The 13039-nt window shown below is 62.0% G+C and carries 11 protein-coding genes; 2 read left to right on the forward strand and 9 right to left on the reverse strand.

Annotated elements, in window-relative coordinates:
- Positions 1 to 50: 50 nt before the first annotated feature.
- The 4 genes from ACR0AO_RS09525 to ACR0AO_RS09540 are packed head-to-tail and all read right to left on the reverse strand — an operon-like array spanning position 51 to position 3947.
- On the reverse strand, positions 51 to 980 hold the full coding sequence (locus ACR0AO_RS09525; RefSeq protein WP_480602860.1) for a metal ABC transporter permease: 930 nt from the start codon (positions 978 to 980) through the stop codon (positions 51 to 53).
- Complete coding sequence (locus tag ACR0AO_RS09530; RefSeq protein ID WP_480602861.1) at positions 977 to 2182, reverse strand: metal ABC transporter permease; 1206 nt, start codon at positions 2180 to 2182, stop codon at positions 977 to 979. The genes ACR0AO_RS09525 and ACR0AO_RS09530 overlap by 4 nt, the downstream gene beginning before the upstream one ends.
- A 4-nt stretch (positions 2183 to 2186) precedes the next feature.
- Positions 2187 to 2990 carry a metal ABC transporter ATP-binding protein gene (locus tag ACR0AO_RS09535; RefSeq protein WP_480602862.1) on the reverse strand — a complete coding sequence of 268 codons (804 nt, stop codon included), beginning with the start codon at positions 2988 to 2990 and terminating at the stop codon, positions 2187 to 2189.
- A gap of 3 nt (positions 2991 to 2993) precedes the next feature.
- On the reverse strand, positions 2994 to 3947 hold the full coding sequence (locus tag ACR0AO_RS09540; RefSeq protein WP_480602863.1) for a metal ABC transporter solute-binding protein, Zn/Mn family: 954 nt from the start codon (positions 3945 to 3947) through the stop codon (positions 2994 to 2996).
- 198 nt (positions 3948 to 4145) lie between these two features.
- On the opposite strand from ACR0AO_RS09540, the gene deoC reads away from it, so the two are divergent.
- Positions 4146 to 5135, forward strand: coding sequence for a deoxyribose-phosphate aldolase (gene deoC / locus ACR0AO_RS09545; RefSeq protein WP_480602864.1), 990 nt, complete (start codon positions 4146 to 4148; stop codon positions 5133 to 5135).
- A 10-nt stretch (positions 5136 to 5145) separates the two neighbouring features.
- On the forward strand, positions 5146 to 7479 hold the full coding sequence (locus ACR0AO_RS09550) for an aldehyde dehydrogenase family protein (RefSeq protein WP_480602865.1): 2334 nt from the start codon (positions 5146 to 5148) through the stop codon (positions 7477 to 7479).
- Between the two features lie 182 nt (positions 7480 to 7661).
- On the opposite strand, the gene ACR0AO_RS09555 is transcribed toward ACR0AO_RS09550, so the two are convergent.
- From ACR0AO_RS09555 to purH, 5 genes are all read right to left on the reverse strand, one after another.
- Positions 7662 to 8972 carry a M16 family metallopeptidase gene (locus tag ACR0AO_RS09555; protein ID WP_480602866.1) on the reverse strand — a complete coding sequence of 437 codons (1311 nt, stop codon included), beginning with the start codon at positions 8970 to 8972 and terminating at the stop codon, positions 7662 to 7664.
- Positions 8969 to 10309 (reverse strand): M16 family metallopeptidase, encoded by a 1341-nt coding sequence (locus ACR0AO_RS09560; protein ID WP_480602867.1) that lies wholly within the window; start codon positions 10307 to 10309, stop codon positions 8969 to 8971. The genes ACR0AO_RS09555 and ACR0AO_RS09560 overlap by 4 nt, the downstream gene beginning before the upstream one ends.
- A gap of 80 nt (positions 10310 to 10389) precedes the next feature.
- Positions 10390 to 10908, reverse strand: a complete 519-nt coding sequence (locus tag ACR0AO_RS09565) for a DUF3035 domain-containing protein (protein WP_480602868.1) — start codon at positions 10906 to 10908, stop codon at positions 10390 to 10392.
- A gap of 33 nt (positions 10909 to 10941) precedes the next feature.
- Positions 10942 to 11433 (reverse strand): signal peptidase II, encoded by a 492-nt coding sequence (lspA, locus tag ACR0AO_RS09570; RefSeq protein WP_480602869.1) that lies wholly within the window; start codon positions 11431 to 11433, stop codon positions 10942 to 10944.
- Positions 11433 to 13022 carry a bifunctional phosphoribosylaminoimidazolecarboxamide formyltransferase/IMP cyclohydrolase gene (gene purH, locus ACR0AO_RS09575; RefSeq protein ID WP_480602870.1) on the reverse strand — a complete coding sequence of 530 codons (1590 nt, stop codon included), beginning with the start codon at positions 13020 to 13022 and terminating at the stop codon, positions 11433 to 11435. The genes lspA and purH overlap by 1 nt, the downstream gene beginning before the upstream one ends.
- Positions 13023 to 13039: the final 17 nt, after the last annotated feature.

Here is a 13039-nt window from a genome sequence, read left to right on the forward strand (position 1 = left end):
GCAAGGATCAGCCGGTTTATCTAAGGTCAACTTGGCGGGATCATGCCAAGTCAAGCCTGGCTGGGGGCACCGGATCGGGTGCGGCAGGGTCCGAATAACGCGGCACCGGCCAGAATCAGCCCTGACATCGCCGCGATCATGCCTGCCGCGCTGACAGCATCCGTGCCGCCAATCCATAACGGGCCATATCCGGCCAGAACGTAACCCGACACGGCCGAGGCCACCGCAAAGACAACGCTCCACGCCACCTGCCGTTCCAGCCGGTTGGTCATCATGCGCGCCGCCGCCGGAGGGCAGATGAACATGGCGATCACGATGATCGACCCCACTGCGTCAAAGGCCGCCACGGCTGCGACGGCTGCCATCATCACCAGGGCGAGACCCAGCAGGTTGGTGCGGATTCCGGCGGTGCGGGCAAAACCTTCGTCGAAGGTCGAAATCTTGAGGGGACGCCACAGCAGCCATGTGAACAGGCTGACCGCGACCAGTGTCAGAGCCATGCGTAGCAGCTCTGCCGGAAGCGCCGCCAGAGCCTGCGGATCAAGCAGCGAGGACCAGCCGGTCGCATCCAGCCAGATCAGGCTTTCCAGATTTCCATAGAGCGCGTGTTCGACATCGAGATGCACCGCGGACGTGTCGGTCTGCTCCAGCAACAGAACGCCGCCCGCGAACATCGTGGTAAAGACGACGCCCATCGCGGCGCCGGGCTCGATCTGTCCGAGGCGGCGGATCGCCTCGATCAGGACAACCGCCAGGACCGCTGCTCCGGCAGCGCCCAGCATCATCGGCCCGGCCGCGATAACCCCGGTCAGCAAGAACGCCACGACGATTCCGGGCAGAACCACGTGGCTGATCGCATCGCCGATCAGGGCCTGCTTGCGCAGCACCAGAAAGTTGCCGGGCAGGGCGCAGGCGACGGCGGCGCAGATGCCGATCAGAAGCGGCGTCAGCGACAGGGGGACAAACTCTTCGCCGCTCATGCCGGCACCTCCTTCGGGCCACCGATCCGGCGGTCGATTTCCGCGATCTGGTCGCGGGTCAGCACCGTTTCGATATCGCGCAGCCCGTCGTACAGGGCCGCCGTCGCCTCGTGCGCCAGATCGGCGCGCACAATTTCCCATCTTTTTTCGTCCCTGAGCGCCTTGGCGGCGCGGGCGCGGCCCTGGTCCGTCGGAACGCCGTCGCGGCGCACCAGCCCGGCCCGGCGCAACAGGCGCAGGGTCAGGGGTTCATAGATCGTCTGCCCTTGAGCCAACGCCAGAAGCCCCTGCCGCATATGCACCCGGCGCTGGAACCGGAGGTGCCGCAGTACAGCGGCCAGCACGCCGCGCCCGGGGGCGAGCAAAAGCGAAAGGGCAAAAAAGCCAAAACTTACCAGAACGATAATCGGACCTGTCGGCAAATTCGGGGCCGAGGCCGAGAGTGCTGCGCCCAGATAGCCTGCGACGCCTCCCGCAAGGCCGCTCAGCAACACGACCCGATCGGAACGTTCGGACCAGAAACGGGCGGTCACCGGGGGGATGATCAGTAGCGCCACGATCAGGATCAGCCCGACGATTTTCAGGCCCACGACCGTGACCGCCATGACCAGGCCCATCATCGCAAGGTCGATCCGGTTCACTGGCAACCCGCGCGCGGCGGCGTATTCGGGGTCGAATGCCACCAGCATCATCGGGCGGCGGATCAGCATGACCAGCGCAAGCGTCGCAGCGCCGCCCACCGCGATCACCATCGCGTCGGTCCAGAGCATTCCCGCGGTTGATCCCAGAAGAAAGCCTTCCAGCCCCGCCTGCCGCCCGACGCCCATGGTCTGGATCACGGTAAGCAAGACCACGCCAAAGCCGAAAAAGACCGACAGGACCGATCCGATGGCGGCGTCTTCGGCAAGGCGGGTTCGGCTGGTCAGCCAGTTCATGCACAAAAGACCGATCCACGCCGAAACGGCCGATCCGGCGAGCAATCCGACCAGGTTACGCCCGTCGCCGCCCAGCGCCACCATCACCATGAATGCGATACAGACGCCCGGAAGGGTGGCGTGACTGATGGCGTCACTGACAAGGGCACGTTTGCGCAGGAACAGAAATGTGCCGGTCACGCCGGCGGATATGCCGAGCAGTGTTGCGCCAATGGCAACCAGCGTGGCGTTGTAGCCAAGCTGAAGGGTCAGGGCGTCCCAAAGCATATGCCTATCCCAGAGCGCTTGAAATCTGATCGATCTGTGCGGTCGCAAGGCGACCGCCATAGGCAGCTTGCAGGGTCTCGGCGGTAAAGGCTTCGGTCACGGTGCCTTCGGCGACCTTGCTGGTGTTGATCAGCAGCACATGGTCGAAATAATCGGTTACGGTTGCCAGATCGTGATGCACGACGATGACGGTCTTTCCGTCCTCCTTCAGGGATTTCAGAACCGAGATGATCGCTTTTTCGGTGGCCGCATCGACTCCGGCGAAGGGTTCGTCCAGCAGATACAGATCGGCATCCTGCGCCAGTGCACGGGCCAGGAATACCCGTTGCTGCTGACCACCCGACAACTGGCCGATCTGCCGGTCGGCAAAATCACGCATGCCAACCCGGTTCAGGCAATCCATCGCGCGCGACAGATGGCGGGCGCGCACCCGTCCCAGCAGGCCAAGCTGGCGATAGAGGCCCATAAGCACCACGTCGATCACGCGGGTCGGAAAATCCCAGTCCACGCTGGCACGCTGCGGAACATAGGCGATGCGGCCGCGCTGGGCTTCCAGCGGCTCACCAAAGACCGTGACCTGTCCCGAAAGTGGCTTGACGATCCCCAAAGCAGCCTTGAGCAGCGTCGATTTCCCGGCGCCGTTGGGGCCGATAATTGCCGTCATGGCCCCGACCTGAACCGTCATATCCAGCGAGAACACCGCAGGTTTCTGCCCATAGGAAACCGTCATACCCCGGATCGCCAGCGGGCTGTCGGAAAAATCGGGCGACTGGACCTCGGCGCCGTGGCTGGTTGCAAGCTCAAGCACCGTTCAAAACCCCGCCGACAGTTTGCCGTCCATGCCGCGTGCCGGCACATCTGCCCCCAGCGCTCCAGCAATCACGGTGATATTGTGGTCGAGCATCCCCAGATAGGTACCCTCATAGGTGCCGTCCTCGCCCATCGCGTCCGAGAACAGCTCGCCGCCGACCAAAACCTCATGCCCCTTGGCCGCAGCGCCTTCGATCAGGGCGCGCATCGAACGATCCGAGACTGAACTTTCCACGAAAACGGCCGAAATCCTGCGTTCGACCAGCGTATCCACCAACTCTCCGATCCGGTTCAGACCCGCTTCGGACTGGGTCGAGATACCCTGAATGCCCATGACCTCGAACCCGAAGCTCTGGCCGAAATAACCGAATGCGTCATGGGCGGTGACCAGAACCTTGTTGTTTTCCGGAACGGTCGTCAGCGTCTTTTGCGCATAGGCGGTCAGGCGGTCGATATCGGCAAGGTGACGCTCGGCATTGGCCGCGAAGATGCCGGCCGCTTCGGGGCGGGTTTCGGTCAGGGCCGCCTGCACCTGAACCACAACATCCCGCCACAACTCGGGGGTCATCCACACATGCGGGTCGTATTTGTCGGCATAATCGTCATGCGCACGCAGCTTGTTCTTGTTGACCCCCTCGGCCACGGCCACCACGTTCCGCTTGCGTTCGAGATCGTGAAAGAACTCTTCCATCTGCGCTTCCAGATACAGGCCGTGCCACAGAACCAGATCGGCGCGGGTCATCGCCACGATGTCGCTGCGGGTCTGTCGATAGGCGTGCGGGTCGACGCCCGGACCCATCAGCCCCTTGACCTCGACCTGATCCCCACCCACCTGGCGGGCGGCGTCCGCGATCATGCCGGTTGTGGCGACGACTTTGAGCGGCGCCTCGGCCCAGGCCGCCAAAGGCAGTGCCGTGGCCAGTCCCAATGCCAGAATAAAGCTGCGGCGAATCATGGTGACTCCTGTTTTCGCGCTGTGTTCGATATGAATATGCGAACCATTCGCAATTAAGTCAATGCAATTGAGAACCATTCGCAAGAAAATGCGTGTTTTGTCCATTTGGTCAAAAAATTCACACGCCATGGCTTCAGGCACCTTCCATTCCTGTGCGTCCCGTGCGATTTTGACGCAAACCTCCCAAAGGAAGCGATGATGGAAACGCAGAGCCCCGTGCGCACCGCGCATCTGCCGCAAGTGACCGAACCCCGTAATCCGGGGATGGATCTGGATCTGGACTGGGTGCGTGGGGTACAGGCCAACACCTCGGCAATCGAGCGACGCGCCGCGACCCTGCCCGGACGGCGGTCGGTTAAAAAGGATTATCAGGCGGCGTGGCTGCTGAAGGCGATCACCATGATCGACCTGACCACCCTGTCGGGCGATGACACCGTGGGCCGCGTGCGCCGCCTGTGCGCCAAGGCGCGGCAACCCGTGGCGCCGTCGGTGTTGCAAGCGCTGGACATGCCGCCGATCACAACCGGGGCGGTCTGCGTCTATCACGATATGATCGAAACTGCAGTCGAGGCGCTGAAGGGCACCGGTATTCCGATTGCCGCCGTTTCGACCGGTTTCCCGGCGGGCCTGTCGCCCTTCCACCTGCGTGTGGCCGAGATCGAAGAAAGCGTGAAGGCCGGAGCCGAAGAGATCGACATCGTGATCTCGCGCCGCCATGTGCTGTCGGGCGACTGGCAGGCCCTTTACGATGAAATGAAGGCCTTCCGCGTGGCCTGCGGCGATGCGCATGTGAAGGCCATCCTCGCCACCGGTGAGCTGGGCAGCCTGCGCAACGTCGCCCGCGCTTCGCTGGTGTGCATGATGGCGGGGGCGGATTTCATCAAGACCTCGACCGGCAAGGAAAGCGTGAACGCCACTTTGCCCGTCAGCCTCGTGATGATCCGCGCCATTCGCGACTTTTATGACCGCACCGGGTATCGCGTCGGCTACAAGCCTGCGGGCGGCATCTCGAAAGCCAAGGACGCGCTGGTGTATCTGTCGCTGATCAAGGACGAACTGGGCGACCGCTGGCTAGAACCCGACTTGTTCCGCTTTGGCGCATCATCCCTGCTGGGCGACATTGAGCGGCAGTTGGAACATTATGTCACCGGCGCATACTCCGCTGGCTACCGTCACTCCATGGGCTGAGGACAAAACAATGACAGTCAAAGAGATTTTCGAAAACATGGACTATGGCCCTGCCCCCGAAAGCGCTGCCGAGGTTCTGGCCTGGCTGGTCGATCAGGGCGACAAGTTCGGTCACTATATTGACGGTGCCTTCACCAAACCCGGCAAAGGGTTCGATGGCCGCAACCCGGCGACCGGAGAAGTTCTGGCCCAGCTGACGCAGGCGAAACAAGCCGATGTGGATGCCGCCGTTTCCGCCGCCCGCAAGGCGCAGCCGAAATGGGAAAAGCTGGGTGGCGCGGGTCGCGCACGACACCTCTACGCCATTGCACGTCTGTTGCAGAAACATTCGCGCCTGTTTGCGGTGCTGGAGAGCATGGACAATGGCAAACCGATCCGTGAATCGCGCGACATCGACATCCCTCTGGCGCAGCGGCACTTCTATTACCACGCCGGAATGGCGCAGTTGATGGAGAGCGAACTGCCCGACGCGCAGGCACTGGGTGTATGCGGGCAGATCATCCCGTGGAACTTCCCGCTGCTGATGCTGGCATGGAAAATTGCGCCTGCGCTGGCAATGGGTAATACCGTGGTTCTGAAGCCGGCAGAATACACCTCGCTGACTGCGCTGCTATTTGCCGATATCTGCACGCAGGCCGGGTTGCCCAAAGGCGTGGTCAACTTCGTCACCGGCGATGGTGCGGTAGGCGAGATGATCGTGGCTGCTGACGTGGACAAGATTGCCTTTACCGGCTCGACCGTCGTCGGCCGCCGCATCCGCGAAGCCACGGCGGGCTCGGGCAAGGAACTGACATTGGAGCTGGGTGGCAAGTCCGCCTATATCGTCTTTGACGACGCCGATATTGATTCAGCGATCGAAGGTCTGGTCGATGCGATCTGGTTCAATCAGGGTCAAGTCTGCTGTGCGGGCTCGCGTCTGCTGGTGCAGGAAGGCATCGCCGACCGCTTTCACGACAAGCTGCGCGCGCGGATGGACAAGCTGCGTGTAGGTGATCCACTGGACAAATGTATCGACGTCGGTGCGGTTGTGGACCCGGTCCAGTTGCAGACCATCAAAGGCATGGTCGAAAGCAATACCGTCGGCCACGTGCATCACGCTGCCTGCGAACTGCCCGAAAACGGCTGCTACTACCCGCCGACACTGATCTCGGGCCTCGAAACATCCGACCCGCTGATGCAGGAAGAGATCTTTGGCCCGGTTCTGGTGTCCTCGACCTTCCGCACACCTTCTGAGGCGGTCGAGCTGGCCAACAACACCCGCTATGGTCTGTCGGCAACCGTGTGGACCGAGAACGTGAACCTCGCGCTGGACACTGCGCCCAAGCTGGTTGCGGGCGTGGTCTGGGTGAATGCCACCAACCTGTTCGACGCCGCCGCCGGGTTTGGCGGGGTGCGCGAAAGCGGCTTTGGCCGCGAAGGCGGTTGGGAAGGGCTGGCTGCGTACACCAGGCCCAAGGCCAAGGCCAAGCCGCTGGCGAGGATCGAGGCAACAACGGGCGAAGGCGCCCCGGTCGATCCCATCGACCGCACAGCCAAGATGTATGTCGGCGGCAAGCAGGCACGACCCGATAGCGGCTATTCGAAACCCGTCTGGGGCAAGTCCGGCCTGCTGGGCCATGTAGGGCTCGCCAACCGCAAGGACGTCCGAAATGCGGTCGAAGCCGCGGCTGGGGCCAAGGGCTGGTCCAGGACCACAGGCCATCTGCGGGCGCAGATCCTGTATTACATCGGCGAGAACCTCTCGGCCCGCGCAGGTGAGTTTGCGGCCCGTATCGACGCCATGACCGGCAAGAAAGATGGCGCGAAAGAGGTCGAAGCCTCGATCCAGCGCCTGTTCACCGCCGCCGCCTGGGCCGACAAGTATGACGGACAGGTGCATGGCGTTCCGATCCGGGGCGTTGCCATTGCCATGAAGGAACCGGTCGGCGTGATCGGTGCTCTCTGCGCGGATGAGGCCCCTCTGCTGGGTCTGGTCTCGGCCATGGCCCCCGCGATTGCGATGGGCAACCGGGTGGTGCTGGCGGCAAGCGAACCCTATCCGCTGGCGGCAACGGATTTCTACCAGATCCTCGAGACCTCGGACGTCCCTGCTGGCGTGGTCAACATCCTGACCGGCAGCCATGCGGAACTGGCCAAGCCGCTTGCCGCGCATCTGAACGTCGATGCGGTCTGGAGCTTCTCCTCCACCGATCTGTCGGCGGAGATCGAGAAAGCCTCAGCCGGAAACCTGAAACGGACCTGGGTCAACAACGCGGCGGCTTTTGACTGGAACACGGACCATTCCCGCCGCTTTCTGCAGGCGGCGACCGAAGTAAAAAATGTCTGGGTGCCCTACGGCGAGTAGGGTGCCCCATTCGAGGCCTGCTGGAATTTTCGGCTCTGGACACACCGGATTGGCCATGGTCCGATATATCGGCACAACGGGTCTTTCGCCAGATACCGCTGCGGCGGGAGTAAAGCCGCTTGAAAGCGGCTTAAGCGGTTTCAAACCGCTTCAAGGCGTTTGCAAAAGCCTTGTCCCCCCTTTCAGTTGGTGGTTTCCAGCCCAACCGGTTTTCCGACTACCGTGAAATGCAGACCCTCCGGGTCAAGCAGCTCGCGCGCCACCCGGTTGACGTCGTCGAGCGTCACCGCGTTCACCTTGTCGTTGCGGGTCGCGATATAGTCGATGGGCAACCCTTCCATCTGCATACCGACCATGATCCCCGCGATCTGGCTATTGCCGTCGAAACGCAGGGGATAGGCACCGGTCAGATAGGTCTTGGCATCCGCCAGTTCCTTCTCGCTTACACCGTTGGTCGCCGCACGCGCCCATTCCGCTTCGATTACCTCAATCGCTTCCGCGATCCGTTCATTGGCCGACGCGACCGAGCCCAGATAGACCGAAGCCAGATCCTTGGGCACCAGATAGGAATAGACGCCATAGGTCAGCCCGCGCTTCTCACGTACTTCCTGCATCAGGCGGCTTTCGAAGCCGCCGCCGCCAAGGACGTGGTTGAGCAGATAGGCGGCAAAGAAATCAGGATCGTCCCGGTCGATGCCCTTTTGAGCAAAAAGCGCCACCGATTGCGGCGTGTCGAATTCGACTACGCTGATCCCGCCGGGAATGTTGACTTCAGCTTTGCCCGGGATTGGTGTTCCGGTTTCGGGCAGGTCGGCAAGCAATTCGTCGAGCAACGCGCCAAGTGCCTCGGGTGTGATATCCCCGACCGCCCCAACATACAGGCGGTCCCGGGCAAACACGCCTTCATAGGCCGCGACGATGTCTTCGCGGGTCAGGGACGACACGCTTTCACGCGTTCCCTTGCCGTCGGTCCCATAAGGATGATCGCCATAGGCCATTGTGGCAAAGTTGAGCCCGGCAATGTCGTTGGGGTCCTTTTCGTCCGATTTCAGACCCGACAGCACCTGTGCCCGCACCCGGTCGATTGCGTCCTGATCGAATCGTGGTTCGTGAATCGTGATATGCAACAGGTCGACAACGTCGTCGCGGTTTTCGGTCAGGAACCGCGCCGAGATCGCCACGGAATCATCCGTCGCCTGGTATGAGAACGACGCCGCCAACGATTCCAGTTCGCGCGCATAGCTCTGGGCATTCATATCGCCCGCGCCCTCCTCAAGCAGCCCGCTCATCAAATAGACCGCACCCCGCCTGTCGGGGTCGTCCAGCGAAGTGCCGCCGCGAAACCGCAGCTCCAACGCGGTAAAGGGGATCGAGTCGTCTTCGACCAGCCACGCCTTGATGCCTTTGGGCGAGGTGACTTCCTGAATCTCGATTTCCGCCCAGGCGGGCAGGGCGATGAGAAACGCTATCACGGTTGTGAAGAATGCCTTCATTGCGTCACCTCCTCGTCACGCATCAGCCAACCGGTCACCGAGGCTTCGGGCCGCAGCACGTCACGGGCAGCGGCGATAATTTGCTCTCCGGTCACGGCCTGCAGAATATCCGGCCAGGCCTGCACATCCTCGACCGTCAGGCCGCTGGTCAATGCGGCGCCATACCGGTTGCCGATGCCATCGACATTGTCGCGCTCATAGATCAGCGCGGCGCGCAACTGCATTTTGATCCGGTCCAGATCCTCCTGCTTGACGCCTTCGGCAATGAAACCGGCAATAGTCTGATCCATCGCCTCTTCCGCTTCCTGCAGCGATACGTCTTCGGACGGCACCACGATGAAATCGAAACTGGTGTCGTCCAGCGAGACATCCTTGTAAAACGCGCCGGTATAGACCGCCTTTTGCGCCTCAAACTGCAGTTTTTCGTTCAGGTAGGATGTTGTGCCTCCGCCCAGAAGCTCCGCGAGCATGAACAGCGCGGCGGCCTGTTCCTGGCTTCCCGCATTCCGCTGGGGTGCAAGGTAGCTGCGCTGAACGTAGGGCTGCGATACGCGCGGGTCCTTGTAGATCAATCGCCGTTCGGCGGTTTGCGGCGGCTCTTGCGAACGCATCCTTTCCGGCAGATCCGGGTTGGCCGGTATCACCCCGTAATACGTTTCAGCCAGGGTTTTGACCTCATCCGGATCAATATCGCCGGTCACGACGAGAATCGCGTTATTGGGCGCATAGTAGGTCCGGTAAAAGGACAGGGCGTCCTCCATGTCCAGCTCCTCCATCTCATGCTTCCAGCCGATGATCGGTACACCATAGCGGTGGTTGAGGTACTGGGCGGCATTCATCTGTTCGCCGAACAGGGCACGGGGGCTGTTTTCGGTGCGCTGGTTGCGTTCTTCCAAAATCACGCCGCGTTCGGTTGCGATGTCGTTTTCGGTCAGGCGGATGTTACGCATACGGTCCGCTTCCATCCGCATCATCAGCTCCAGCCGGTCCGCCGCGACCCGCTGATAATACGCGGTGTAATCGTAAGAGGTGAACGCATTGTCGGTGCCACCATTGGCCGCCACGGTGGCCGAGAATTCGCCAGGCTTCAGCGTGTCGGTGCCCTTGAACAGCAGATGTTCCAGAAAATGCGCCACGCCGGACGAACCCACGGGTTCGTCGGCAGATCCGGCCCTGTACCAGACCGTGTGCTGAACCACCGGCGCGCGGTGGTCTTCGATCACCACCACGTCCATACCATTGTCCAACGTAAAAGTCGTGACCGCTTCCCGCCCGTCGCTGGCGAAAAGCGGGGTTGCGGAAAGCAGGGCGGCTGACAATGCCAATGCCCGGACCATGCGGCATCCTCCGTGTCGTTTCAGGTGTCAACCTACGATGGCGGCGCGCGGGTTCAAGAGAGATGACGGAAAGTTAAAAATTATTCATCGGCCGCCGGGGGCGCCGACGGGGTGGTATAGCCCTGACTCCGCAATGCGTCATTCTGAACGTAGGGATCGATTGACTGGCTGCGATAGACCTGCTCGTACCGGTCTACCGGGAAAAGGCGGAATCCCGACAGGCGGCCCTGACGCTCACGGAACTGGGCGTCCTCTTCCTGCACGACCTGACGCGTATTCGACGGCACGCCATACCGGTTGGTTGCCGTCACGAGCGCGGCGTCGGACGAGGGAACCGCCTGGGCGTTCAGCGCGGCGGCGGTGCCGCCAAGGGCGATGATTCCCTCTTCGACCGGATTCGGATCGGTCAGGTTGCCGCCACCGGGTGTGGGCGCCGGCAAATACTGGTAATCCTTGGGCGAGGTCAGCGGTTTGACCGGCAGAACCGAGAATTCATCCGGTCCGGCCCCTTGCGCACGGATATTCTTGAGCCCCTTGTTCGAGCATCCCGTCACTGCGACAGCGGCAGTCACAACGATTATCGCCAGCGGCATCCGCATGGTTTTCTCCAGCCAGTTTCAGGCGCTTTTAGCCTATTTCGTCCGGCCCGTCACGGGGCCTTTTTTGCCGTCCAGCATCACAAGGCCGATAGCGCCGGCAAAGATGAAAATGTCAGCCACGTTGAAAACGAAGGGGTTTCGTATGCCGCAACAGGACATGTTCAGGAAGTCCTGCACATAGCCGAAAATCAGACGGTCTGCGACATTGCCCAGAGCCCCGCCGATCAGCAGCCCGCCACTGACCAGCATCAGCTTCGGCCGTGGTGCGCGGCGCAGCCAGATGAGAGCCGCAAGGCAGATGGCCAGAGACAGGCCGATCAGAAACCACCGGCCCGCGTCTCCATTGCCCTGGAACAACCCAAAATTGATGCCGCGGTTTTCGCCGTAGACGAACACCAACAGGGGCGGCAACACGTCGATGCTGTTGCGGTGGGCCAGGTCCATGACATGCACGACCAGAAATTTGCTGATCTGGTCGACCAAAAAGGCCGCGAGCCCGGTCCAGAAAAGAATCCCGTACCGCATCAGTGCCGGAAATGCCGCATGCCGGTAAAGACCATCGCCAGACCTGCCTTGTCCGCCGCCGCGATCACCTCGTCATCGCGCATCGAGCCGCCCGGTTGGATCACACAGGTTGCGCCCGCCTCGGCGGCCTCCATCAAACCGTCCGGGAAGGGGAAGAACGCATCCGACGCCACCGCCGAGCCGATGGTCAGCGGTTGCGGCAGGCCCAGCGTTTCGGCCATGCGCTCGGCCTTTTTGGCGGCGATCAGGGCCGAGTCGACGCGGCTCATCTGACCGGCGCCCACGCCAACGGTCGCGCCGTCCCTGACATAGACGATAGCATTGGACTTGACGTGTTTCGCCACCTTCCAGGCAAACAGCAGGTCGTGCATCTGTTCCTCGGTCGGGGCTTTCTTGGTCACCACCTTCAGGTCATCCATGCCGACAAAACCGTTATCCTTGTCCTGTACCAGCAGGCCACCGGCCACCTGACGGACGGTCTTTCCACCGGCGGTCACATCGGGCAGGCTGTCGGTTGTCAGCAGGCGCAGGTTTTTCTTGGCCGCAAAGATCGCCTTGGCCTCATCCGAGGCACCCGGCGCGATCACCACCTCGGTGAAAATGCCTGTGATTTCCTGCGCTGTTTCAGCGTCCAGCGGTTGGTTCAGCGCCACGATGCCGCCAAAGGCCGAGGTGCGGTCACAGTCGAAAGCAGCCTTGTAGGCCTCCAACAGTGTCGCGCCCCTGGCTACACCACAGGGGTTGGCGTGTTTGATGATGGCACAGGCGGCACCGTCGGCGGGATCGAACTCGGCCACCAGCTCAAAGGCCGCGTCGGTGTCGTTGATATTGTTGTAGCTCAGTTCCTTGCCCTGATGCTGAACGGCGGTGGCCACGCCCGGGCGGCCCGTGCCGTCGGTGTAGAATGCCGCCGATTGATGGCTGTTTTCGCCATAGCGCAGGGTCTGTTTCAACTCACCCGCAAAGGCGCGGCGTTTGGGGGCCTCAAGCTCAAGCGCATCGGCCAGCCAGTTGGACACGGCCGTGTCATAGGCGGCGGTGCGGGCATAGGCCTTTTGCGCCAGTTTACGACGGAACTTGGGGCAGGTCGCGCCGTCGTGCTGATCCATGTCGCCCAGCAGCTTGTCGTAATCCTCGACATCCACCACGACGTTGACAAAGGCATGGTTCTTGGCCGCCGCGCGGATCATCGCCGGGCCGCCGATGTCGATGTTTTCGACACATTCGTCATAACCCGCACCCTTGGCCACGGTCGCTTCGAACGGATAAAGGTTCACCACCAGCAGGTCGATGGCGCCGATGCCATGTTCCTCCATCGCGGCGACGTGCGTGTCGTTGTCGCGCAACGCCAGCAGGCCGCCATGCACCATCGGGTGCAGCGTCTTGACCCGGCCATCCATCATTTCGGGAAAGCCGGTGACCTCGCTGACGTCCTTCACCTCCAGCCCGGCATCACGCAGCGCGCGGGCGGTGCCGCCGGTCGACAACAGCTCGACCCCCCGGTCCGCCAAAGCCTTTCCCAGCTCGATCAGTCCTGTCTTATCGGAAACGGAAAGCAACGCGCGGCGCACGGGGTGAAGGTCAGTCATGTGTTCGGGGTCCTTGT

It is taken from the genome of Ruegeria sp. AF8 (assembly GCF_056541825.1).